Annotated in this window: 24 protein-coding genes; 11 read left to right on the top strand and 13 right to left on the bottom strand. The window is 74.1% G+C overall.

Features of this window, described 5'->3' with window-relative positions; genetic code table 11:
- Positions 1-10 precede the first annotated feature (10 nt).
- The 3 genes from WCD74_RS16410 to WCD74_RS16400 are packed head-to-tail and all read right to left on the bottom strand — an operon-like array spanning position 11 to position 3,239.
- Positions 11-892 carry a carbohydrate ABC transporter permease gene (locus WCD74_RS16410; RefSeq protein WP_337695932.1) on the bottom strand — a complete coding sequence of 294 codons (882 nt, stop codon included), beginning with the start codon at positions 890-892 and terminating at the stop codon, positions 11-13.
- Positions 892-1,848, bottom strand: a complete 957-nt coding sequence (locus WCD74_RS16405) for a carbohydrate ABC transporter permease (protein ID WP_337695931.1) — start codon at positions 1,846-1,848, stop codon at positions 892-894. Before WCD74_RS16405 ends, WCD74_RS16410 begins: the two co-directional genes overlap by 1 nt.
- Complete coding sequence (locus WCD74_RS16400; RefSeq protein WP_337695930.1) at positions 1,845-3,239, bottom strand: ABC transporter substrate-binding protein; 1,395 nt, start codon at positions 3,237-3,239, stop codon at positions 1,845-1,847. Before WCD74_RS16400 ends, WCD74_RS16405 begins: the two co-directional genes overlap by 4 nt.
- Positions 3,240-3,458: 219 nt before the next feature.
- Here WCD74_RS16400 and WCD74_RS16395 point away from each other — a divergent pair, with 219 nt between their 5' ends.
- The 3 genes from WCD74_RS16395 to WCD74_RS16385 are packed head-to-tail and all read left to right on the top strand — an operon-like array spanning position 3,459 to position 6,662.
- Positions 3,459-4,460, top strand: a complete 1,002-nt coding sequence (locus WCD74_RS16395; protein ID WP_337696012.1) for a LacI family DNA-binding transcriptional regulator — start codon at positions 3,459-3,461, stop codon at positions 4,458-4,460.
- A gap of 46 nt (positions 4,461-4,506) precedes the next feature.
- On the top strand, positions 4,507-5,913 hold the full coding sequence (xylB, locus tag WCD74_RS16390) for a xylulokinase (RefSeq protein ID WP_337696011.1): 1,407 nt from the start codon (positions 4,507-4,509) through the stop codon (positions 5,911-5,913).
- Positions 5,910-6,662, top strand: coding sequence for a nucleoside phosphorylase (locus WCD74_RS16385; RefSeq protein WP_337695929.1), 753 nt, complete (start codon positions 5,910-5,912; stop codon positions 6,660-6,662). The genes xylB and WCD74_RS16385 overlap by 4 nt, the downstream gene beginning before the upstream one ends.
- Here WCD74_RS16385 and WCD74_RS16380 read toward each other — a convergent pair.
- Positions 6,649-7,626: a S1 family peptidase gene (locus WCD74_RS16380; RefSeq protein ID WP_337695928.1), complete on the bottom strand. Its 978-nt coding sequence runs from the start codon at positions 7,624-7,626 to the stop codon at positions 6,649-6,651. The genes WCD74_RS16385 and WCD74_RS16380 overlap by 14 nt on opposite strands.
- Before the next feature lie 260 nt (positions 7,627-7,886).
- Between WCD74_RS16380 and WCD74_RS16375 the strand changes: the two genes are divergently transcribed.
- Positions 7,887-8,351, top strand: a complete 465-nt coding sequence (locus WCD74_RS16375) for a DUF6542 domain-containing protein (RefSeq protein WP_337695927.1) — start codon at positions 7,887-7,889, stop codon at positions 8,349-8,351.
- A gap of 452 nt (positions 8,352-8,803) precedes the next feature.
- Positions 8,804-9,988: an LCP family protein gene (locus WCD74_RS16370; protein WP_337695926.1), complete on the top strand. Its 1,185-nt coding sequence runs from the start codon at positions 8,804-8,806 to the stop codon at positions 9,986-9,988.
- Here the strand turns inward: WCD74_RS16370 and WCD74_RS16365 are convergent.
- Positions 9,981-10,316 (bottom strand): GNAT family N-acetyltransferase, encoded by a 336-nt coding sequence (locus WCD74_RS16365; RefSeq protein WP_337695925.1) that lies wholly within the window; start codon positions 10,314-10,316, stop codon positions 9,981-9,983. The genes WCD74_RS16370 and WCD74_RS16365 overlap by 8 nt on opposite strands.
- Before the next feature lie 31 nt (positions 10,317-10,347).
- Between WCD74_RS16365 and WCD74_RS16360 the strand changes: the two genes are divergently transcribed.
- Together WCD74_RS16360 and WCD74_RS16355 are read left to right on the top strand one after the other, a co-directional pair.
- Positions 10,348-10,920 (top strand): mycothiol-dependent nitroreductase Rv2466c family protein, encoded by a 573-nt coding sequence (locus WCD74_RS16360; protein WP_337695924.1) that lies wholly within the window; start codon positions 10,348-10,350, stop codon positions 10,918-10,920.
- A gap of 86 nt (positions 10,921-11,006) precedes the next feature.
- Positions 11,007-13,259 carry an HNH endonuclease signature motif containing protein gene (locus WCD74_RS16355; protein ID WP_337695923.1) on the top strand — a complete coding sequence of 751 codons (2,253 nt, stop codon included), beginning with the start codon at positions 11,007-11,009 and terminating at the stop codon, positions 13,257-13,259.
- A gap of 127 nt (positions 13,260-13,386) precedes the next feature.
- Here the strand turns inward: WCD74_RS16355 and WCD74_RS16350 are convergent, their stop codons facing one another.
- The 5 genes from WCD74_RS16350 to WCD74_RS16330 form a co-directional block, all read right to left on the bottom strand.
- Positions 13,387-14,238 carry a CbtA family protein gene (locus WCD74_RS16350; protein WP_337695922.1) on the bottom strand — a complete coding sequence of 284 codons (852 nt, stop codon included), beginning with the start codon at positions 14,236-14,238 and terminating at the stop codon, positions 13,387-13,389.
- Entirely contained in the window at positions 14,238-14,450 is a 213-nt protein-coding gene (locus tag WCD74_RS16345) for a CbtB domain-containing protein (RefSeq protein ID WP_337695921.1), read from the bottom strand. The genes WCD74_RS16350 and WCD74_RS16345 overlap by 1 nt, the downstream gene beginning before the upstream one ends.
- A gap of 98 nt (positions 14,451-14,548) precedes the next feature.
- Positions 14,549-15,595 carry a PIN domain-containing protein gene (locus WCD74_RS16340; protein WP_337695920.1) on the bottom strand — a complete coding sequence of 349 codons (1,047 nt, stop codon included), beginning with the start codon at positions 15,593-15,595 and terminating at the stop codon, positions 14,549-14,551.
- A gap of 13 nt (positions 15,596-15,608) precedes the next feature.
- The gene (locus WCD74_RS16335) at positions 15,609-16,112 is read right to left on the bottom strand and encodes a L,D-transpeptidase (protein WP_337695919.1); all 504 of its coding nucleotides are present in this window, start codon (positions 16,110-16,112) and stop codon (positions 15,609-15,611) included.
- 304 nt (positions 16,113-16,416) lie between these two features.
- Positions 16,417-16,680 carry a hypothetical protein gene (locus tag WCD74_RS16330; RefSeq protein ID WP_337695918.1) on the bottom strand — a complete coding sequence of 88 codons (264 nt, stop codon included), beginning with the start codon at positions 16,678-16,680 and terminating at the stop codon, positions 16,417-16,419.
- 185 nt (positions 16,681-16,865) lie between these two features.
- Here WCD74_RS16330 and WCD74_RS16325 point away from each other — a divergent pair, with 185 nt between their 5' ends.
- On the top strand, positions 16,866-18,524 hold the full coding sequence (locus WCD74_RS16325) for a class I adenylate-forming enzyme family protein (RefSeq protein WP_337695917.1): 1,659 nt from the start codon (positions 16,866-16,868) through the stop codon (positions 18,522-18,524).
- Here WCD74_RS16325 and WCD74_RS16320 read toward each other — a convergent pair.
- On the bottom strand, positions 18,511-19,188 hold the full coding sequence (locus WCD74_RS16320; RefSeq protein WP_337695916.1) for an SDR family NAD(P)-dependent oxidoreductase: 678 nt from the start codon (positions 19,186-19,188) through the stop codon (positions 18,511-18,513). The two genes, WCD74_RS16325 and WCD74_RS16320, sit on opposite strands and share 14 nt — an antisense overlap.
- Before the next feature lie 87 nt (positions 19,189-19,275).
- On the opposite strand from WCD74_RS16320, the gene WCD74_RS16315 reads away from it, so the two are divergent.
- Positions 19,276-20,118: a helix-turn-helix transcriptional regulator gene (locus WCD74_RS16315; RefSeq protein ID WP_337695915.1), complete on the top strand. Its 843-nt coding sequence runs from the start codon at positions 19,276-19,278 to the stop codon at positions 20,116-20,118.
- On the opposite strand, the gene WCD74_RS16310 is transcribed toward WCD74_RS16315, so the two are convergent.
- Complete coding sequence (locus tag WCD74_RS16310; RefSeq protein WP_337695914.1) at positions 20,119-20,943, bottom strand: enoyl-CoA hydratase/isomerase family protein; 825 nt, start codon at positions 20,941-20,943, stop codon at positions 20,119-20,121.
- A gap of 33 nt (positions 20,944-20,976) precedes the next feature.
- On the opposite strand from WCD74_RS16310, the gene WCD74_RS16305 reads away from it, so the two are divergent.
- Both WCD74_RS16305 and WCD74_RS16300 read left to right on the top strand, forming a co-directional pair.
- Entirely contained in the window at positions 20,977-21,510 is a 534-nt protein-coding gene (locus tag WCD74_RS16305) for a hypothetical protein (protein WP_337695913.1), read from the top strand.
- Positions 21,507-22,121 (top strand): ferric reductase-like transmembrane domain-containing protein, encoded by a 615-nt coding sequence (locus WCD74_RS16300; protein WP_337695912.1) that lies wholly within the window; start codon positions 21,507-21,509, stop codon positions 22,119-22,121. The genes WCD74_RS16305 and WCD74_RS16300 overlap by 4 nt, the downstream gene beginning before the upstream one ends.
- Here WCD74_RS16300 and WCD74_RS16295 read toward each other — a convergent pair.
- Positions 22,039-22,698 (bottom strand): winged helix-turn-helix transcriptional regulator, encoded by a 660-nt coding sequence (locus WCD74_RS16295; protein WP_337695911.1) that lies wholly within the window; start codon positions 22,696-22,698, stop codon positions 22,039-22,041. The two genes, WCD74_RS16300 and WCD74_RS16295, sit on opposite strands and share 83 nt — an antisense overlap.
- Positions 22,699-22,727 lie beyond the last annotated feature (29 nt).

Genomic DNA, 22,727 nt, shown 5'->3' with positions numbered 1-22,727 from the left:
TCCCAGCTCCCTACTTCACTGCGCCGAACGACAGACCCTGCACCAGCTTGTTCTGCGCCACCCACCCGGCGATGATCACCGGCAGCGCCGCCAGTGTCGCGGCCGCCGAGAGCTGGGCGAAGTACAGGCCCTGCGACGTCACGAACTGGACCAGGAACGTGGGCATCGTGCCCGCGTTCGCCGAGGTCAGGTTGACCGCGAAGAAGAACTCGTTCCACGAGAAGATCACGCAGATCAGCGCGGTGGCGAAGATGCCGGGCGAGATGATCGGCAGCACCACCTCGCGCAGCGTGCGGGCCAGCGACGCCCCGTCCATGGAGGCGGCCTCCAGCAGTTCGCTCGGGACCTCCAGGAAGAACGAGCGCATCATCCACACCGCGATCGGCAGGTTCATCGCGGTGTAGAGGACGATCAGCGTCCAGATGTTGTCCAGCAGGCCGATGTTGTTGACCACGACGTAGATCGGCACGATCGCCGCGACCACCGGCAGCATCTTCGTGGAGATGAAGAAGAACAGGACGTCCTGGGTCTTCTCCACCGGCCGCATCGACAGCGCGAAGGCCGCCGGGGTCGCGAGGAGCAGCACCAGCAGCGTCGAGATGACGGTCGCGCCGAGCGAGTTCGCGAGGTAGGGCCCGATGCCGGCGTCGAACACCGTCGCGAACTGCTCGAAGGTCGGGGTGAACACGAACGTCGGCGGGCTGGACTGGGCGTCGCCCTCGGTCTTGAACGCGGTCAGCACCATCCACAGCACCGGGAAGAAGAACCCGATGCCGAGGATCCAGGTCAGCGTGGTCAGCAGGACCGGGCCGGTGCGCCGGGACCGGCGCGGCTCCTCCGTGTCCGTCCTCGACGAGGCGGTGGCCGGTTCGCGCTCGGTGGTGGTGGCCATCATCGACTCCCCTCCGCGGCGCCGAAGCTCCGGAACACCAGTCGCAGCGCGAACGTCGCCACGATGATCGTCATGACGACGACCACGACACCCATGGCCGCGGACTGGCCGATGTCGAAGCCGAGGAACGCCCGCTGGTAGATGTAGAAGGGCAGGTTCGCCGACGCCGTTCCCGGTCCGCCCTGCGTGATCATGTAGACCGCGTCGAAGGTGTTGACCAGGTAGATCGCGCCGAGCACGGTGCCCAGCTCGATGAACCGGCGCAGGTGCGGCAGCGTGAGCTCGCGGAAGATCGCCCACGCCCCGGCGCCGTCCATCCGCGCCGCCTCGATCTGGTCGGTCGGCATCGACTGCAGGCCGGCCAGGAGCAGCAGCATCATGAACGGCGTCCACTGCCAGATCAGCGCGACCATCACCGACGCCAGCGGGTAGTTCGAGATCCACGCCTGCTCGCCCACGCCGAACGGCGAGAGGATGAAGTTGATCAGGCCGTAGGTCGGGTCGAGCAGCGTGGTCTTCCACAGCAGCGCCGCCGCCACCGGCGTGATGAGGAACGGCGTCACGAGCAGGGTGCGCACCACGCCGCGGCCGATGAAGTGCCGGTTGAGCAGCAGCGCGAGCACGAGGCCGAGCACCAGCGCGATGAGCACCGACCCGAGCGTCATGACGACCGTGTTCAGCGCGACGCCGCGGAACTGCGAGTCCTGGAAGACGCTGACGTAGTTGTCGAACCAGACCCACTGCTGGGAGCCCGGGCGGACCAGGTTCCACGACTGCAGCGAGTAGAAGATCGTCAGCAGGAACGGGATCTGCGTGACGATGATCGTGAAGACCAGCGCCGGCAGGAGCGGGGCGCGGCGCACCCAGCCCTCGGCGCGGGCGGAGCGCGTGGGTGTCTGGCCCGGTGCCGGTGGTGGCCCGGACGGCGCCGGGGGACGTTCGAGCGTACTGGTCATGGCTGGTAGCTCTCCCCCACCGTCGTCGCGTACGTCTGGGACTGGTCCAGCGCCTCGGCGGGCGTGATCTGCCCGGCGATCGCGGCGGACAGCTGCTGGCTGACGCGGGTGCCGAGGTCCTGGAACTCGGGGATGCGCAGGAACTGGACGCCCTGGTAGGGCACCGGCTCCACGGTCGGCTGCTGCGGGTTGGCCCGCACGATCGCGTCGCGCACGGTGTTGGCGAAGGCGCCGGCCGCCTGCTGGTACTGCGGGCTGTCGTAGGTCGAGGTGCGCGACCCGGGCGGCGCGGACTCCCACCCGAGCTCGTTGCCGACGCGCTGGATGTACTGCTTGGAGGTCATCCAGCTCATGAACTTCCAGGCGGCGTCGACCCGCGGCGAGGTCTTCGGGATCGCGAGCGACCAGGAGTAGAGCCAGCCCGAGCTCGGCGTCGCGACCACCGGGGCGGAGGCGAACCCGACGTTCCCGACGACGCGGGACTCCTCGGGGTCGATCACGGTGCCGGCGGCGGACGTCGAGTCGTACCACATCGCGACGTTGCCCTGGCCGAACGCGGTGCCGCACTCGGAGAACCCGGCCTGCGACCCGCCGGGGATGCCGTGGGCGCGGGCCAGGTCGACGTAGAACTGCGTCGCCTGCTCGAACTGCGGGCTGGTGAGCTGCGCGTTCCACTGCGGGTCGTACCAGCGGCCGCCGAAGGTGTTCACCACGGTGTTGAACGGCGCCATCATCTCGCCCCAGCCGGGCTTGCCGCGCAGACAGATGCCGGCGGTGTTCCCGCCGCGCTGACGGTCGTCGAGCCGGGCGGCCGCGTCCGCGACCTGCTGCCAGGTCGGCTGCGGCGGCATGGTCAGGCCGGCCTGCGCGAACAGGTCCGTGCGGTACATCAGGAACGACGACTCGGCGTAGAACGGCACCGAGTACATCCGGCCCTCGTAGGAGAGCGCGTCGCGCACGGTGGGCAGGAAGTCGTTCCGGTCGTAGCCGGGGGTCTGCGCCATGAGCGGCTCGAGGTCGGTCAGCCAGCCGTTCTGCGCCCACTGCGGGGTCTCGTAGTTCGAGATCATCACGACGTCGAACTCGCCGCCGCCGGTCGCGACCGACGCGGTGATCTTGGCCCGGGCCTCGTTCTCCGAGAGCGTCACGAACCGGAGCCGGATCCCGGGGTTCTCCCGCTCGAACTCCGGCGAGAGCGTGATCGCGTCCTCCATCTGCGGGTTGGACACGATCGCGACCGTCACCGTCTCGACGCCCTCCTCGGCGCCGAGCGCTCCGGCCCCGGAGCATCCCGCGACCAGCGCGAGCAGGGCGGTCGCGACGAGCGCGAGCGCGGGCCTGCCGCGCCGGCCGGGTCGCGGAGTCCGCTCCGGTGGTGTCCGTCTGAGCACGCCCCGCCCCCGTCCGGTCGGTGAGTGACCTGGTTCACCTCCACGTCACGTCGGGCGACCGTAGGACTCCGATACGTACCGACGCAAGCGCTTGACCGTTCCGGTCGTGCCGTTCGGCGGGATGCGCCCCTGCCCCCGCGCACCTGCCTGGGGGCATCATCGGCGCACGAGGGCTGCGGAGCGTTCCGTACGCCGGAAGGAGGTCCGCCCGTGGTCACGATGGCGGACGTCGCGCGTCGGGCCGGCGTCTCGACGGCCACGGTGTCCCACGTCCTGAACAACACCCGTGCGGTCAGCGCCGACACCCGCGCGGCGGTGATGTCCGCGGTCGAGGAGACCGCCTACACCCCGAACACCGTCGCCCGCTCGCTCGCCACCAACCGGACGACGACGATCGGTCTCGTCCTCTCGGCGATCTCCAACCCGTACTTCGGCGAGCTGCTCTCCTCCGCCGAGTCCGCCGCCGCGGCCGCCGGCTACACGCTGCTGCTGGTGGACCCGCACGAGGACCCCGCCTACGAGCGCACCGTGGTGGCCCGGCTGCACCACCACCGGGTCGACGGGGTCGTCCTCGCCCCGTCCGCCGACCCGACGGAGGCCCTCGACTACCTCGCCCGGCACGAGGTGCCCACAGTGCTGCTGGACCGACTGGTGCCGGACGGGCGTGCCGCGACGCTGGACCAGGTCGGCAGCGAGAACCACGACGCGACCGCGACCCTCACCCGGCACCTCGTCGAGCACGGCCACCGGCGGATCGCCCTGGTGGCCGGGCTCTCCGGGCTGACCACCACCGAGGAGCGACGCCGGGGGTTCGCCCACGCCCTCGACGACGCGCACGTGCCGCGCGACCCCGCCCTGGAGGTCTCGGGCGAGTCGGCCACCGACCCCGCCCGGGCCGCCATGGCGAAGCTGCTCGCGCTGCCCGAGCCGCCCACCGCCGTCGTCGTCGGGAACAACAGCATGACCATCGGGGTCGTCGCCGCGCTGCGCGAGGCCGGCGCGCGCGTCCCCGACGACGTCGCCGTGGTCGCCTTCGACGACTTCGCGTGGGCCGACCTGTTCTCGCCGCGCCTCACCGTGATGGCCCAGCCGTTCGAACGGATCGCGGCCGAGGCCGTCCGGCTCCTGCTGCGCCGCCGCGCCCGGCCGGAGGCGTCGCCGGAGGTGCTCCGCCTCCCGCCGTCGTTCGTGGTCCGGGAGAGCTGCGGCTGCACCGGCTGAGTCCGTCGGTGGCGCCATCGACCCGCCGGGTGCTCACATGGGCGTCATGCCCTCCTACGTCGCAGGCGTCGACTCGTCCACCCAGGCGACCAAGGTCGTCGTCGTCGATCCCGAGAACGGGTCGGTCGTGCGGGAGGCCCGCCGGGCCCATCCCGAGGGGACCGAGGTCGACCCCCGGGCCTGGTGGACGGCGCTGTGCGAGGCGCTCGACGAGGTCGGCACGGGCGACGTCGCCGCGATCGCGGTGGCGGGCCAGCAGCACGGGATGGTGCTGGTCGACGGGCGCGGCGAGCCGGTCCGCGAGGCCCTGCTGTGGAACGACAACCGCTCCGCCGACGCCGCCCACGACCTGATCTCCGAGCTCGGCGGCGCCGCAGCCTGGGCCGACGCCGTCGGCACCGTGCCGGTCGCGAGCATCACCGCGACGAAGCTGCGCTGGACCGCCCGCGCGGAGCCGGAGAACGCCGGGCGCGCCCGGTCGGTGATGCTCCCGCACGACTGGCTGACCTGGCGGCTGCGCGGCGGGGCGCGGGCCGGGGCGGACGCCGTCACCGACCGCGGCGACGCGTCCGGCACCGGGTACTGGTCGCCGCACACCGAGGACTACCGGCCCGACCTGCTGGAGCTCGCCTTCGGCCGGGCGCTGGACGTGCCGCGGGTGGCGGCCCCGGGCGAGGCGGTCGGTCGGGGGCACGAGCACGGTCCGGTCCCGGGGGCGGTCGTGGCCCCGGGGACCGGGGACAACATGGGCGCGGCCCTCGCCATCGGGACCGCGCCGGGCGAGCTGATCGTCTCGATCGGCACCTCCGGGACCGTGTTCGCCTCCGCCGCGAAGCCGACCGCGGACCCGTCCGGGCTGGTCGCGGGCTTCGCCGACGCGCGGGGGCGCCACCTGCCCCTGGTGTGCACCCTCAACGCCGCGCGCGTGCTCGGGGTCGGCGCCACGCTCCTGGGCGTCGACCCCGCCGGGTTCGACGAGCTCGCGCTGGCCGCCGCCCCCGGGGCCGGTGGACTGGTGCTCGTGCCCTACCTGGAGGGCGAGCGGACCCCCGACCGCCCGGACGCCACCGGCACGGTCGCCGGGCTGACGATCGCGAACGGCACGCGGGAGAACCTGGCCCGGGCCACCGTCGAGGGGATGCTCTGCGGGCTGGCCGCGGGCGTGGAGGCGCTGGCCGACGTCGGGGTGGAGGGCTCGCGGGTGCTGCTCATCGGCGGGGGCAGCCGGTCGCGGGCGGTCGCCACGATCGCGCCCGCGGTGTTCGGGCTCGACGTCGAGGTCCTCGCGCCGGCGGAGTACGTCGCGCTCGGGGCGGCCCGCCAGGCGGCCTGGGCGCTGACCGGGGGCGAGCCGGACTGGCGCATCGAGCGGGACACCGTGGTGGAGGCCACCGACGCCGACCGCGAGGCGGCCCGGCAGGTACGGGAGGCCTACGCGACGATCACCGGGTGACCGAGCCCCTCCCCCTCGTCGAGGACGACCTGGACCAGCCGGGCATCATCGCCCCGGGCGCGATGCGCACCCACGGGAGCGTCCCGCCCGACGTCGTCCTGTGCTTCTTCCCGGAGGTCATGGCCGCTCTCGCGCAGGAGCACCCGGAGGTCGCCGCCCTGCACTCGGAGAACGGCCGCTCGCCGGTGTACGGGGTGCCGCTGCCCGACGGCCGGACCGTCGCGGTCGCCCACCCCGGCGTCGGCGCGCCCATGGCGGCGGCCAGCCTGGAGGAGCTGATCGTGCTCGGCGGGCGGCGCTTCGCCGCGGTCGGCGGCGCCGGGGTGCTGGTGCCCGACCTGGTGCTGGGGCACGCGGTCGTCGTGTCCTCGGCCCTGCGCGACGAGGGCACGTCGTTCCACTACCTGGCCCCCGGCCGGGTCGTCGAGGCCGACCCCGACGGCGTCGAGGCGCTGGTGACGGCGCTGCACACGGCCGACGTGGCGCACACCGTCGGGCGGACCTGGACCACGGACGCGGTCTACCGGGAGGCCCGGACCCGCACCGACCGCCGTCGGGACGAGGGGTGCCTGACCGTGGAGATGGAGGCCTCGGCCCTCATCGCCGTCGCGCGCTACCGCGGCGTGGCGATCTCCCAGGTGCTGTTCGCGGGCGACTCGCTGGCCGGCGAGCAGTGGGACCACCGCCGCTGGACGACCGCCCGCGAGGCCCGGGCCGCCCTGGTGGACGTGCTGGTCAGCTCCCGGTGACCAGGGTGAGCCCGAACTGGTTGAGCACCGGGCGCAGCGGCTGGAAGTAGCTGGTCCCGCCGCTGGTGCAGCTGCCGGTGCCCCCGGACAGCGTGCCCTGGGCCTGCTTGGTCGCGGGCGCGAGGAACGACCCGCCGGAGTCGCCGGTCTCCGCGCACGCACTGGTCTGCGTCAGGCCCTGCACCGTCAGCCCGTTGCCGTAGTTGACGGTGACGTTCTTCGCCTGTACCACCCCGCAGCGGTAGCCCGTCGTCGAGCCCGACCGGCACACCTGGGTGCCGACGGGGGCCTCGGTCGCGCCCGTGACGGTGGGGCCGCCCTGGACCTGGCCGGAGCCGCGCCACGCCGTGGTGTTGGTGACCTGGATCAGTCCGTAGTCGGCGCTCGGCCACTGGGTGCGGACGACCCGGCCGATCTCCTGCCGGTTCGCGCCGGACCACGTCGTCGTGTTCTGCGTGCAGTGTCCGGCGGTGAGCAGGTAGGTCGTGGTGCCGCGCCGCACGGACCAGCCGTCGGAGCAGCGCAGGCCGCTGGTGGTGGTCGTCCCGCCCGTGGTGCGGGTGCTGGTCACGGTGGTGATCCCGGCGCCACCGACGAGGGGCGCCGCGGCGAGCGGCCGGATCGGCGCCGACATCGGCTGGACCCGGACCGCGGACGGGTTCTCGTCCGCGGCGAAGTCGGTGGCGGCCTTCGTCGCGGGCCCGACGACCGCGACCACGGTCTGGCTCGTCCCCGGGTCGACGTACCAGGCGGTGACGTTCGCCGGGGCCCGCCCGCGCCGTTCGTCCATCCGCTGCTTCGCGGCCTGTCCGACCCGCGGCTCCACGGGCGTCGCCCGAGTGGTCGAGCCCGGCCCGGACGGCAGGGGCGGCGGGCCCGGGGTCGGCTGCGCGACGGCGGGCGAGGCCAGGGCGAGGGCCGTCAGCAGGGCGATCACGACGGGGACGAGGGTCCTGACGGGCACGTGGGTCCTCCGGGTCGGGCCGGTGCGCCCTCCCCGTCGGACGCCTTGCTCGCTCCAGAACACTACGCCGTTTGGAGCAACTAGCAACTGCTAACGGCGTATCGGGTTGCCGGCGCCTGCCGTCGTCGTGCCTCACCGGGACGGACGAGGCGCTCGGCTATCGTGTCGCCGTGGCCGACCGGTGGAGCCCGCGACCCAGCGGAGACGGATCGGCCCCCTCGCGCTGGTCGACCGGTTCCTGGTCCCGCGGACGGCGACCGGTGCGCGCGGAGTCGCCGGCGGCCCCGCGGCCGCGCCAGACGGGACGGTTCGCGATCGGCCCCGGCTACCCCTGGCCCCTCGTCTCCACGGCGGCCCTGGTGCTGACGAGCCTGCTGGCCTGGTTCCTGCAGCACCGCGCGGGCCTGGTCGGCCTGCTGTTCCCGGTCGGCTACCTGGTCGTGTGCCTGCTCGCGGTGTGTGCGGTCCGGGCCGACGGGGTCCTCGTGCCCGCACTGCAGGCACCCGTGGTCGGGTTCCTCGGACTCGTCGTCGCCGCGGTCGTCGCGGGTGACACGACGAGTACCACCCTGTTCGTGCTCGGGGTCGTCGCGCCGTTGGCGCAGCTGTTCTGGTGGATGCTGGTCGCCTTCTTCGCCTGCGCGATCCTCGGCGTCGTGCGGCGACGCGAGGCGGACCCGTCGTTCTCCCTGCTCGGCGTGGTCCGCGGCGCGAGGAGCGCCTGATGGCCGACGGCCCGGACCGGCCCGGCGGGTTCCGGTTGCCCGGCCGCCGCCCGACCCGCCCGGACGGCGCCGGCGGGCCACCCGGCGCGGGGCGACCGCGACCGCAGGCTGGCCCGCCGCCGGGTCCGGAGCCCGGGCGTGGCCCTGCACCCGGACGAGGCGCTCCCGGACGGGGCGCCCCGTCGCCCGGGGATCGCGGCCGCGTGCCCGGGCCGCCACCTCCGGCACGTCCGCCGGGACCGTCGGGGCCGCCGGGTGCCCCAGGACCGCCGGGGCCGCCGGGGCCGCCGGGACCGCCGCCCGGGGCGGGCCCTGGTCAGCGTCGTCCGGCGCCCACCCCGACGCGCGTCGCCCCCTCGCCCGGCCCCGACGAGTCGGCCCGCACGGAGCACCCGCCGTCGGGTGGGGCGCAGGCGCTGCTCGAGCGGGTCCGCACCCTCGCGGCCGGTCGTGTGCTGCTCCTCGTGGTCGCCGCGGCGTCCGTGGTCGTCCTCCTGCTCTCCGGCGGGACCGTGCTCGCCGCCCGGACGTTCGACTCCGGGCTCTCCCGGGTGGACGTCATCTCGACGTCGTTCGGGTCGGTCTTCGGCACGGACCAGAACATCCTGCTCGTCGGGCTCGACACGCGAACCGACTCGTTCGGCAACCCGCTGCCGAAGGACGTGCTGGCCTCGCTCAACGCGGGCGGCGGCGACTCGGGCGGCGACTCCGCCGACACCATCATCGTGCTGCACATCCCCGGCGGCGGCGGCCCGGCGACCGGGTTCTCGATCCCCCGCGACTCGTTCGTCGAGCTGCCGGACGGCTTCGGCAACCACAAGATCAATTCGGCGTACGCGTACGGTTCGAACGCCGAGCGGCAGAAGCTGCGGGCCGACGGCGTCAGCGGGAACGACCTCGCCGTGCAGTCCGGGGCGGCGGGCGCACGCACCACCATCGGGGCGGTCGAGGGGCTGACCGGCCTGACCATCACCCACTTCGGCGCGGTCAACCTCGCCGGGTTCGCGCAGATCAGCGAGGCGATCGGCGGCGTGCCGGTGTGCCTGAACAAGGCCGTGAACGACTCGTTCTCGGGCGCGAAGTTCTCCGCCGGGCAGCAGACCGTGTCCGGTCCGCAGGCCCTCGCGTTCGTCCGGCAGCGCCACGGGCTCCCCGGCGGCGACCTCGACCGGGCCCGCCGTCAGCAGGTCTTCCTCTCCAGCATGGCGCGCACCGTGCTCTCCTCGGACACCCTCACCGACTCCACCAAGCGGAACGCCCTCGTCGACGCCGTCGACAAGGCCGTGACCGTCGACCGGCAGCTGGACGTCCTCGACCTCGCCGCCCAGCTGCAGGGCGTCAGCTCCGGGTCGATCGGGTTCCACACGATCCCGATCGTCTCGGCGAGCTACGACACCGAGGAGGACGGCGAGGCGGTGAAGGTGGACCCCGCGAAGGTCGCGGACTACATCTCCGACACGATCGCGGGCCGCGAGGAGACCCCCGCACCGAAGGCGAGCGGCGGCTCGTCGTCGGGATCGTCGAACTCCGGGGGCTCCTCCCCCGGCAGCGTCGCCCCGAAGACCAGCGCGGCGCCCGCGGTCCCGGCCGAGGACGCGGGCACCGCCGCCGCTCCGACGGTGCCCTGCGTCAACTGACCAGGTCGAACTGTTCCCGACGACGGGCCGGGACCAGGTCGACGTAGTCCGGGTGCTTCGCGATCCAGCCGCGGATGAACGGGCAGAACGGCAGGACGGCGAGCCCGCGGGCCCGGGCGTCGTCGAGGGCGGCCCGGGCGAGCTTTCCGGCCAGCCCCTGACCGGCGTGGGCGTCGTCGACCTCGGTGTGGACGAAGGCGATCGTCTCGCCGTCGCCGTGTGGGTCCTTCCGCACGGCGTACTCGGCGAAGCCGGCCGTCTCGCCGTCGACCCGGATCTCGTAGCGGTGACGCTCGCGGACGTCGGTGACGTCGGGCTCGTCGGACATCGTTCTCTGCCTCCTCGACCATCCTGGGCGGGTGCGACTCTATGTCGATCCGGTCTGTCCCTTCGCCTACCTGGCCCTGCGCTGGCTGGACGAGGTCGCAACGCTGCGGGACCTGGACCTCGACGTGCGGCTCATGAGCCTGGCGGTCCTGGGCGAGGCCGATCCCGACCGCGAACCGGAGTCCGTGCGGGGCACCGAGAGCGCGTGGCGTCCGGTGCGGGTGGGGGTCGCGGTGGGCCCGCGGCTACGGGAGTTCGTGCTGCGCTTCGGCGGGCTGTACCACGCCGAGGGCGTCCGGGGCCGGGACGAGGTGCTGCGACGGGTGCTGACGGCGATGGACCTGTCGTCGCTGCGAGCGGCGGCGGACGATCCGTCGTTCGACGCCGCGGTGCGCCGGAGCCACGACGAGGGCATGGCGCCGGTCGGGCTCGAGGTGGGGACGCCGGTGATCCACGTCGACGGCGTCGCCTTCTTCGGGCCAGTCCTCGGTGCGGTGCCACGCGGGCAGGACGCGCTGGACGTCCTCGACGGCGCGGTCGCGCTCGCCTCGTACGCCGGCTTCTGCGAGTTGAAGCGGACTCGGACGGGCGGCCTGTCCTTCTGATCGTGATCATTCCGTGATGTTCGGGCGGGGCTCGAGCTGGGGTTCGGCGGGCGTGACTGTCAGGGGTTCGCTCTAGTGTTCGAATCATGACGGTGACCGAGCAGGGCGTCGGGGTGGGGTCGTTCGACGACCCGGTGCCCGCGGTGCCCCTCGGGGATCCCGCCGACTACGTCGGGCAGGACGTGGAGCTGGGGTTGGCGGCCTGGCAGGCGCGGCTGAACCACGAGCACTGGCGGCGGCTGCGGTGGCTGTGGCACACCGCGCGGGCCCGAGCCGACGTGCTGGGTCGTGGGGAACCGGACCCGCGAGTCGTCGCCGCGCGGTTGGGATGGTCGGTGTCGATGGCCGCGGCGCGCCTCGAGCTCGCCGAGGGCGCGTTGGAACGCCTGCCGCGGGTCGGGGAGGCGATGTCTGCCGGGCTGTTGGAGGAGCCGAAGGCGGGCAAGTTCGTGTCCGGGCTGCGCGATGTCACCGACGACCAGGCCCGGGCGGTGGTGGAGCTGCTCGTCGACGAGGCGCCGCGGTTGGGCGTGTGGGAGCTCGAGCAGCGGATCGCCGAGGCGGTCAAGGACGTCGACCCGCAGGGCGCGGAGAACCGCCGGAACGCCGCGGTCGCCCGAGCGCGGGTCACCGCGCGGACCGCGCCGTCGGGTGCGGTGGAGCTGCATGGCTGGGACCTGGACCCGACGGTGGCGGTCCCGGCGTACGAGCGGGTCGAGGCCCTCGGCGAGGAGGTGACCCGGCGCTTGAAGGCGGCGGGGCAGGACGTGGCGGCCGGGCGGGTGGCGGCGCAGGTGTTCCTGCGCCTGCTGCACGGCTGCCCCGCTGGTGCCGACGACCAGGCGATCGTCGAGTACGTCACCGCCGAACTCACCACTCCACCCCATGGCCTCGACGACGGACCCGACGACGGCGGACCCGACGACGGGCCGGACGGGCCGGAGGACGGCCCCGACGAGGGGCCGGATGGCGGTGGCAACGGACCGGAGGACGGTCCGGACGACGGCGACCCCGAGGGCGGGCCGGAAGGCCCCGACGGATCCGGCGACGGCCAGGACGGTGGTCGTGCTGACCGTCCGGACGGCAGCGACGGATCCGGCGACGGGCCCGACGGTGACCTCGGCGGCTCGAGTGGCCCCGGTGGCTCGTCTGCGGCTGACTCGAGCGGCGCCACCGGCTCTGCGACCGGCGACCCGAGCGATCTCGACATCCCGGGCCGCACGGCCCCCGCCGACACGCCACGTAGGTCCGCGACCCAGAGTCGCCGGCGAGCGCAGGATCAGCTCGACCTCGATCTAGACACGGATGCTGAGCAGCCGAACAGCCCGGCTGACCCCGAGGACCCGGACCCGCCGCCGCGGCTGGGGTGGCATCCCGGCGACCCGCCACCCGATCCGCCGCCTCCGGACACTCCCGACCCACACCCAGGGGGGCGGTGGACCCCGCGCGGACTCAGCTTCGCGCCACGAGCGCTGCGGGTCACCCTGGCGACCGTGCTCGGCCTGTCCTGGGCCCACGGCCGCCTACCCCTGGGCGCCCTGACCGGCCTGGACGCCCACCACCTCGCCTGGACCCGCACGTGTGCCCAGTGGCGAGTGCTGCTCTATAACGCCGAGGGCCACCTCGACCACGTCCTGCTCGTGCGCCCGCCGCACATGCCCCGTGCCGACCCCCGCTACCGCGGGCAGGTCGTCGAGCTCACCGCCCACACCCGCGACATCGACACCCTCGACCCCGAGCACGCCCTGATCGGGGTCTACGGCGAACTCGCCGCCCGCGTCCGCACCGCCCTCGCAACCGCCCGAGAACGCGACCCCGACGAGCACCCCGCCCGCAGCACCCGAGAGGCCGAGCGACGCTTCCCCGGCGCCGAGCTCACCCGCTGGATCCAGGCCCGCGACCGCACCTGCCGCTTCCCGATGTGCACCCGCCCCGCCGTGGCCTGCCAGATCGACCACACCCACGACCACACCCTCGGCGGGCCGACCCAGGCCGACAACCTCGGCGCCCTGTCCCTGGGCCACCACCTGGCCAAACACGAGGACGCCTCCGGCTGGACCGTCGCACAACCCGTCGCCGGGACCTTCGTGTGGCGCGCCCCCACCGGCTGCCACCACACCGTCCACTCACCCCGCTACCAGCCCCTGACCCCGATCGCGAGACCCCCGTACGACCACGGCATCGACGGCCCCTGGCACACCCCGAGACCCTGCCCGCCCTGGCAGCCCCGCCGCACCAGGGACGGCCGCATCACCGACGCCGCCCGCACCACCTGGCAGGACCTCCACGACCGCCACCAGCCGCCACCCGACCCCCACGACGACGACCCACCCTTCTAGACCCGAGATGCACGTCCCACGAGGAGCCGGACGAGCTCCGACCTCGGAGAACCCAGAAGGGCTGGAACGACGAACGGCGGGTGCGGGGCGGCCGCAGCCGCTCCACACCCGCCGTCGGGAACGAGGATCAGGCCTCGACGGACTCCCGCGTCTCGGCGACCGACGTGGAGCCGGTCGCGCGCTCGGCCAGAGCCCCGAACACCAGTCCGAGCAGACCCCACACGATCGCCTGAGCGGTGATCGAGTAGACCCGGAACGAGTACAGGAGGTCCGGGTCAAAGCCGGGGAAGACGATCTGCCCGGCCGGGTCACGCAACGGCTGCGGGGTCTCGCCGACCGCGGGCCCGTAGGTCGCGACGTTCACGGCCAACTCGCCCAGCGACGGCAGTACCGCCATGAGCAGGCCCGACAGCACGACGTACGCGACCCCACCGACGAGCACCGCGTTCCACGCTCCGAGCCGCTCCCGCAGCGCCCGGGCGACGAACACCGCGGCCACCAGGAAGACGACCGACCCGACGACCATGACGAGGAACAGCCCCGAGCGGTCACCGATCGTCTCGTCGTGGCCCACGGCCGGAGGGCTCGCGGGGTACTTGACGAACGGCGTGGCGTAGAAGGTCAGGAACCCCGCGCCCGCCACGAGCAGGGCCAGCACCCGCGGGCGTACCGACACCCTGCCCTGCAGCAGCGTGTAGACCACCGCGAACAGCAGTCCGAGCGCGACGCCGGCGAGGATCATGCCCACGCCGATGCCCCACACGCCCTGCACGGTCCGGGTGAAGACCTCCGCGCCCTCCTCGGGCGGCGCGATGCCCGCGGCGGCGTCGAGCGCGGCCTCGGCCTCGCCGCGCTCGCCCTCGTAGTCGATGGCCGCCTGGATCAGCGGCTCGGCGAACACGAGCGAGAACAGCCAGGCGACGACGCCCCCGACCGCGCCGGCCGCAGCGGCGCGCGGGACGACGGCCTTCGCGTGCATCAGTGGCACGGGAAGCCCAGGAAGTGCCGGGCGTCGTGCACGAACTCGTGGACCACGGTCGTGTCGCCGAAGAGCGACGTGGCGCCCTCGTCGAACCCGATGAAGTAGAAGAGCAGCAGGCCGACCACGAGCGAGCCGATCAGGTAGGGCATGTTGCCGACCGCGGTGGTCGCGGTGGCCCGTGCGCGTGCGGTGGCGCCGGCAGTGGTCACGGGAGGTCTCCTCGGGAGTCGTGGAGCGAGCACGGCGACGCTAGGTCCCACCGACTCACACGGTCAATACCTCAGCAATCGCTGAGATGTCATGTGGATCACGCCCGCTGCAGGCGCCAGTCGCCCGCATGCGCATCCCAGTCCATCCGCACCACGCCCCGGGCCCGTGCGGCCTTCGCGAACGACAGGAACGAGGCGAACCCGTACGTCTTCTCGCTGAAGCCCGGCCGCCGCTTGCGCACCTGGTCCTTCAGCCCCGACAGCGGCACCCCGTCCCCGCGCGCGAGGTCGGCGACCACGTCGGCCAGCAGCGCGAAGGCGTCGCCCTCGGCGGGCTCGTCGACCGGGAAGCTCACCTCCGGGTCGCCGTGCGCCGACCCCTCCCCCAGCGCGACGATCCGCCGGTCGGCGAGGTGCCGCAGCAGCTCCCCGAAGCCGCGGAACCCGTGCTCGGCCTCGTCGAACGTCGGGTCCTGGCGCAGGATCGCCCGCTTGAGCCGCGAGGCGAGCACCGGCCCGTCCCCGCGGCGGGCGAGCCCGGACAGCGTCCGCGTCACGAGCCGGTCCACGACCTCCTCGTCGGGGGCCTGGTCGGGCTCGGACGGCTCCTCGCTCTTCCCGACGGCGGGTGCGGGCTCCTCGGCCGCGGTCGGCGCGGCCTCCACGAGGCGGTCGTAGTAGAGGAACTCGTCGCACGCCGGCGGCAGCAGCCGGGAGGTCGAGGACGCCACACCGATGCCGATCACCCGCTTGTCGAGCTCGCGGAGCTTGTGCACCAGCGGGGTGAAGTCGGAGTCGCCGGTGCCGATCGCGAACGTGGTGACCCACGACCGCTCGTAGGCGATCTCGATGGCGTCCACGGCCATCTTGATGTCGGCGGCGTTCTTGCGGGAGCCCCCGAGACGCTGCGGGATGTCGATGAGCTCGACCTGCGCGCGCGCCAGGAGCCGGCGGTCGTCGTCGAAGGACGACCAGTCCGCGTACGCGCGCCGGGCGACCACCCGCCCGCGCACGGCCAGCGCGTCCGCGACCGGACCGAGGTCGAACGGTGAGACGCCGAGCCCCTCCCGGGCCCCGATCGCGAGGTTCTCGTAGTCGAGGAGCAGGGCGATGCGCTCGTCGCGCTCGTCAGGACTGGCAGCCATGGGCCACAGGGTCTCAGGGGACGATCTGCACCTGGTCGTAGACGTTCAGCGAGTCGAAGAACTTCTCCGACGCGGCGTGCGAGAGGTGCACGCAGCCCGCCGAGTCCCGCTGCAGGCTGCCCTCGTGGAACGCGTCGCCGGGCGCGAAGAACACCGAGTTGTTCATCTCGGCGCCGTCGTACTCGCCCGACCGGTGGTCCTCGTCCTTCCACATCACCGAGAAGGTGCCGGTCGGGGTCTCGTAGCCCTTCCCGCCGGTGGTGACCGGCACCGGGCCGTAGACGACCGTGCCGTGCCCGTCGGTGAGCCAGGCCTTCTTGGCGGAGATGTCGACGCACGCCTTCGCGGTCGGTGCGCAGGGGGTGGCGCTACCGGGCGCGGTGGCGGGGGCCGCGACCGCGGGCGCACCCATGGCCAGCAGGCTCACACCGACGGCGCCGACCGACCCGACACCCACGCGCAGTCGCGCGCCGGCGCCCCCTGTGAGGGAGGACGCGGCCTGGTGGTGACGACCCATGGTGTGGTCCCTTCGCGGTCGGTGATGCGGGGTGCTCGGCTCGCTCAACGCTCACGGAGCGAGATCGTTGCGGTCGGGCAACGACGAGTGTGCACCGCCGAATCTCCACCGGGGGACCGGGGAATCCGCCCTGGAGCAGGGCATCTGCGGAGATCGGACCATCAACCGGACGTTCGGCCCGATTCGGCCGAAGGGGACGGAGAGTGAGCACCGGGGACGACACGCCGACGGTTCCTGTGAGTCCGCCGTGCATCGCGGTCCGGGGACCGCCGTGTGGGTGTGACGCAGCTGTCAGCCGCCGATCTCAGGCCACGACGCGCAGGTCCACCCCGACGCTGGCCGCGCTCTCGCGGGCGCAGTCCACGACGCGCGCCTGCGGGGCCGGCAGCGGCTCGGCGTCGACGTACAGCTCGAGGTCCAGTCCCGCGCCCGCGGCGCGCTCGAGGGCGCTGTGCAGCCGGCAGCTCAGGGCCGCGGGGTCGGGCAGCGGGCCACGGGCGTCGATCGGGAGCCCGGGCCGCCGCAGCGTGCGCGTCGGGTCCAGCGCGGGGGTCGCCTCGAGGGTCATGGCCGCCTCCTCCCCGGCCGGCGACGGGGAACGCCGGGCCGGGCCCGAGGGCGACGCCCCCGAGCGATGGCCTCCTGTACCCGATCGTGCGCCGGCTCACTCCTGCCGCACGGGAGGACCCGCGCATCCCGGGCAGATCGCCCGCCCGGGGCCCGCCGTCGCCCGATCGGGAGCAGACTGCGGACGTGTCGATCGACGAGGCCGCACCGTCGCGGACGGACGTGATCGCCGAGCTGACCGGGCCGGGCGGGGCGTTCGAGCTCGCCGACGCGGTCGTGGGCGGGATCCCGCTGCGCGTGCACGTCACCGGACCGCAGACCCTGCGCGAGGCCCACGAGACCCTCGCGGTGCCCGACGACCGCCCCTTCACCGTGTACGCCGGCGAGCGGGTCACGTTCGGCGAGCACCGCGCGCGGGTGGCCACGCTCGCCCGCCGGTTCGCCGACCACGGTCTGGAGCCCGGTGACCGGGTCGCGGTCTGCCTGCGCAACTACCCGGAATGGCCGGCGCTGTGCTGGGCGGCGTGGGTGTCGGGGCTGGTCGTGGTGCCGCTGAACGCCTGGTGGCAGGCGGGCGAGCTCGCGCACGCCGTGGCCGACGCCGCCCCGCGCCTGGTCGTCGCCGACGGCGAGCGGTCCGCGGTGCTGCGCGAGGTGACCCCGGACGACGTCGACGTGATCACCGTCCGGGGGGACGCCTCGCCGACGTTCGCGGACCTCCTCGGCGACGTCGTGCTCCAGGACCTCCCCGAGCACCGCCCCGAGCCCGACGACGACGCGTTCATCCTCTACACCTCGGGCACCACGGGCCGACCCAAGGGCGCGGTCGGCACGCACCGCAACCTGCTCACCGACGTCGCGAACCGGCGGATCGGCACCGTGGTCACGCAGCGCCTGACCGGCGTCGCCCCGCCCGGGCGCCCCGGCACGCTCCTCGCCTTCCCGATGTTCCACGTCGCCGGGCTGTGCGCGATGGTGAACGCGACCCTGGCCGGGTCCGTCCTCGCCACGCTGTACCGCTGGGACGCCCGCGACGCCCTGCGGGTGATCGGGACCGAGCGGCTGACGACGGTCGCCGGGGTGCCCACGATCGCGAGCGACCTGCTGCGGGTCGCGGAGACGACGGGGTCGCACGAGGCGCTCGCCGGCCTCGTGGGCATCGGCATGGGTGGCGCGCCCATCCCGCCCGAGCTCGTCCGCCGGGCCGCACCCGTCGCCGCGCCCAGCAACGGCTACGGGCTCACCGAGACGACCTCGGGCATCGCGTTCAACACCGGCGAGGACTACCTCGCCGCGCCGGACGCGGTCGGCCGCGCGGTCGCCAGCGCGGACGTGCGGGTGGTCGACCCGGCGTCGGGCACGGACCTCCCCGACGGTGAGGTGGGCGAGCTCTGGTTCCGTGGGCCCAACATCGTCCGCGGCTACTGGAACGCCCCGGAGGCCACCGCCGCGGCGTTCGTCGACGGCTGGTTCCGCACCGGCGACCTCGGCCGCGTCGACGACGGCGTGATCCGCGTGGTCGACCGGCTCAAGGACGTGGTGATCCGCGGCGGCGAGAACGTCTACTGCGCGGCGGTGGAGGCCGAGCTGCTGGAGGTGGACGGCGTCCTGGACGCCGCCGTCATCGGGATCCCGCATCCGTCGTACGGCGAGGAGGTCGCGGCCGTCGTCGTGCACGCCCCCGGCCGGGTGCCCGACGAGGACGCGCTCCGCGAGCGGGTCGCCGCGCGCATCGCGGCCTTCGCGGCGCCCACCACCATCCGCACGACGACGGAGCCACTGCCGCGCAACGCCGTCGGGAAGGTCCTCAAGCGCGACCTGCGGGACACGGTCACCAGGGGGTGACGCCCTCGCGGGAGAGCGAGCGGCCCGACGGCCCGTCGACGTCGAGCACCGCGGCCACCAGTGCGTCCGTGCCCTCGTCGAGGGTCTGCGTTCCCCGGAACCCGTTGAACTCCGTCGCGGTGTAGCCGGGGTTCACCACGGTGACGAGGACGTCCGGCAGCGTCTTCGCGTACATGATCGAGAGCATGTTCAGGGCCGCCTTGGACGACGGGTAGGCCAGGTGCGGGTAGTTCTGCCAGCGGCCCGAGTCCATGAGGTCCAGCGAGCCGAGCTGCGAGGACACCATGACGAGCCGGGGGCGCCCGGCGGCCCGCAGCAGCGGCAGGAAGGCGCGGGTCACCCGGACCGGCCCGACGACGTTGGTCTCGAGCACCTCGCGGACCTCGTCGGGCGTGGTGTCAGCGGGCTCGGGCTGCGTCCCGGCGATACCGGCGTTGTTGACGAGGACGTCGAGCGTGCCGACGGTCGACTCGACCTCCTTCACCGCGGCCGCGACGGACGCGTCGTCGGTGACGTCGAGGGCGATCGGACGCACGTCCTCGGGCAGGTCGGCGGCGTGCGGGTCGCGGCACCCGGCGAGGACGGTCACGCCCTGCGCGGCCAGGCGACGGGCGGCGTGGGCGCCGATGCCGCGGGAGGCGCCGGTGATCAGTGCGGTGGTCATGGCGACCACCGTCCGCCCGGCCCGCGGGCGCTGCCAGGGACCGACGGTCCCAGGCAGCCCGGGGCGCGACGGGGCAGGCTGGAGCCCGTGAGCGACACCGGTGACCTCGCCGCGGCCCTGCGCCAGTGGCGGGAGCGCATCTCCCCCGCCGACGTCGGCCTGCCCGCCGGCCCGCGCCGCCGCACGCCGGGGCTGCGCCGCGAGGAGGTGGCCCAGCTGGCCGGGGTGTCGGTGGACTACGTGATCCGGCTCGAGCAGGCCCGCGGACCGCACCCGTCGGACTCGGTCCTGGGCGCCCTGGCCCGCGCGCTGCGCCTCGCCCCGGCCGAGACCTCCCACCTGTTCGACCTCGCGGGCGTCGCACCGCCCGCTCCCGACCGCGTGCGCGACACCGTCCGCCCGTCGGTGCTGCGCCTGCTCGACCGCATGCACGACCTGCCCGCGATGCTGGTCGGCCCCCGCGAGGACCTGCTGGCGTGGAACCCGCTGCTCGCCGCCCTGTGGGGCGACATCTCCGCGGTGCCGCGCGAGCGCCGCAACATGCTGTGGTTCCAGTTCGGCGAGGACGCCGGGCTCCGCCTCGCCACCGACGAGGACGGCGACGCGGGCCGGCTGGAGCTCTCGGCGGTCGCGCGGGCCCGCGTCGCGATGGCCCGCTACCCCCACGACCGTCGTCTGCGCGGGATCGTCGACGAGCTGCACCGCACCCACCCGCGGTTCGCCGCCCTGTGGGACTCCCGCCCGGTCGAGCACAGGCGCGTCGACCGGAAGCGCTACGAGGTGCCCGGTGTCGGGACGCTGGTCCTGGACTGCGACGTGCTGGAGGTCCCGCAGGACGACCAGCGCCTCGTCGTCTACTCCGCCGCTCCCGGGACCGAGGACGCCGAGAAGCTGGACCTGCTGCGCGTGGTGGGGCTGCAGACCGTGTAGTCAGGCCCCCCGGAAGACCGGCTTCTCCTTCGCGACGAACGCGTCGACGGCGTTGCGGTGGTCCTCGGTCGCGCCGAGCCGGGCCTGGGCGGCGGCCTCGTGGTCGAGCACCTCGCGCAGCGACGAGACGGTGCCCAGCGCCACGGCCTCCTTGATCTCCGCGTAGGCCAGCGTCGGGCCGGCGGCGAGGCGGCGCGCCAGCGCGAGGGCGGCCGCGTCGGTGGCCGCCGGGTCGTCGGCGATCTCCCGCACGATCCCCCAGTCGCGGGCCTGCTCCGCGGTGAACGTGTCGCCCAGCATGAGCAGCTCGGTGGCCCGCGACGACCCGACGCAGTGCGCGAGGGTGCCGGAGAGCCCGGAGTCCCCGCCGAACCCGATCCCGGAGAACGCGGTCGCGAACTTCGTGCCCGCCGTCGCCACCCGCAGGTCGCAGGCCAGGGCGAACCCGAGGCCGGCGCCGACGCACGTGCCGTTGACCGCCGCGACCACCGGCTTGCGCATGGTCCCGAGCGCGGCCGCGATGCGGTTGTAGTGCTCGGGGACGGTGGACAGGGCGTCCGCGCCGATCGCGCCGTCCTCCCCCGAGCGCAGCGCCTCGGCGTGCTCGCGCAAGTCCTGTCCGACGCAGAACGCCTTCCCGGTCGAGGCGAGGACGACCGCGCGCACGGACGGGTCGTCGGCCACGGCCTCCAGCGCGTCGCGCAGCGCCACCTTCAGCTCGAGGGTGAGCGCGTTCCGGTTGTCGGGGCGGTTGAGCCGGACGGTGGTGACCGCCTCCTGGTCGTCGGTCTCGACGATCACGGGCGGATTCGCGGCGCTGCTCATGGCCGTGATCGTGACACGTGATTCAGTGGTCCCGTGAGGCCCCATCCCGCCGCGATCACGGTCTTCGTCGCCGTCGTCTGGGTCGTCGGCGTGCTCCTCGCGACCAGCTCGGTGCACGGGACCGGCGCCCGCGACGTCGGCGTCCGCGCGTCCGGGCCGGAGGGTCCGTCGGTCGCGGAGATCGCCACGGGACGCTGTGCGCCGACGGTCACCAACCCGGGCGGGACCAACAACTACGTCCCGAAGGCGCCGTTCGCCGCGCCCCTGGGCTCCGGCTTCACCGTGACCGGCACGGTCCGCGACGAGGCCTGCCGGCCGCTGCCCGGCGTGCGGGTCCAGGTGTGGGCGCAGACCGCGGCGGCGAGCGAGCAGCGCAACCGCACCTCCGTGCGCACCGACCCCGACGGCCGCTACCGCGTGGACTCCGACCCGCTCGTGGCGCAGTTCGGCGAGCCCAACGTCCACGTCGGGTACGACGACCCCGGGCCGTGGCGCCGCGTGTTCCTGCGCAACGTCACCCGCGAGGGCGACACCGGCGCGCAGGTGGACCTGGTGCTGTCCCCGTGAGGCCGGCGTTCGTGACGGCGGGTCTGCTCGGCCTGGCGGGCCTCGTCGTCGCGGCCACGTCGCCGCACCTGAGCGGCGCGCCCGTCGTCCTGGTGGTCTCGACCCTCACGGCCGTGCTCGCCGTCGCCGGTCTCGCGGCCCAGCCCTGGCTGATCCGCCGCCACGTCCGGGTGCACACCGCGACCGGGGCGGCGGTGCTCGCGCTCGTCGCCGTGCACGTCGTGGCCCTCGTCGTGCTCTCCCCCGACGACGCCCTGTTCGCGATGTCGCCGGACGGCCCCACCCGGGCCCGGATGGCGCTGATCTCGCTGGTGCTGCTGGTCGTCGTGGTGCTGCTCGGCCTCGCCCGACGGAGGTTGGGCTGGTCCGGCCCGACGTTCCGCCTGCTGCACGGTGGTTTCGCCCTGCTCGCGACGGTGCTGGGCGTGGGCCATGCCGTGCTCACCGACGGCGCCCTGGAGGGATTCGGGACGGTGGTCCTGCTCGCCTCCGGGGCGCTGTCGGTGCTCGGCGGCCTCGTGGCTGCACTCAGACGGCGGCGGGCTCGGCCAGCGGTTCCGGCAGTGGGAAGAGCGTCAGCAGCCGCTCCACCACCGCACGGTCGCCCGTGACGGACACCGGGCCGTCGTCGAGCGACCCCTCGCCGTAGAGCACGTCCGCCCACGCCTCGGGGGTCGGCGCCGTCACGGTCGCGTCCGCCCGGGCGCTCTCTCCGCGGACCATCGCGAAGCCGTCCTCGCCCACGGTCGCGACGAACGGCTGGTCGGCCAGCACGAACTGCACCGTCGCGGACAGGCCCTCCGCCGCGGGGGCCGAGAACATCGTGCGCATCGACATGACCAGCGAGTCGACCCCGATGTGGTCGGCCTCGGGCAGCGAGCGGGCGGCCCAGCGGCCCAGGGTCTGCAGCACCGGCTCGAGCTCGTAGCCCCACTCGGTCAGCTCGTACACCGCGGACGCCGCGGGCGGGGGCAGCCGGCGGCGCCGGAGCACCCCGGCGTCCTCGAGCTCACGCAGCCGCTGGGAGAGCACGTTCGGGCTGGCGTGGGGCAGGCCGGTGCGCAGGTCGGTGAACCGCTTGGGCCCGAGCATCAGCTCGCGCACCACCAGCAGCGCCCACCGCTCGCCGACGAGGTCCAGGGCGTGGGCGGCCGCGCAGCCGTCGAAGTAGTCGCGACGTGGAGCCATGCGCGCGACGGTACCCCGCCTCCACCGAG

Origin of the sequence: Actinomycetospora aurantiaca, from assembly GCF_037401875.1 — a bacterium.
Lineage (GTDB): Bacteria > Actinomycetota > Actinomycetes > Mycobacteriales > Pseudonocardiaceae > Actinomycetospora > Actinomycetospora aurantiaca.
The sequence above is the reverse complement of the archived record's forward strand: the minus strand, read 5'-3'. Positions and strand labels throughout refer to the sequence as shown.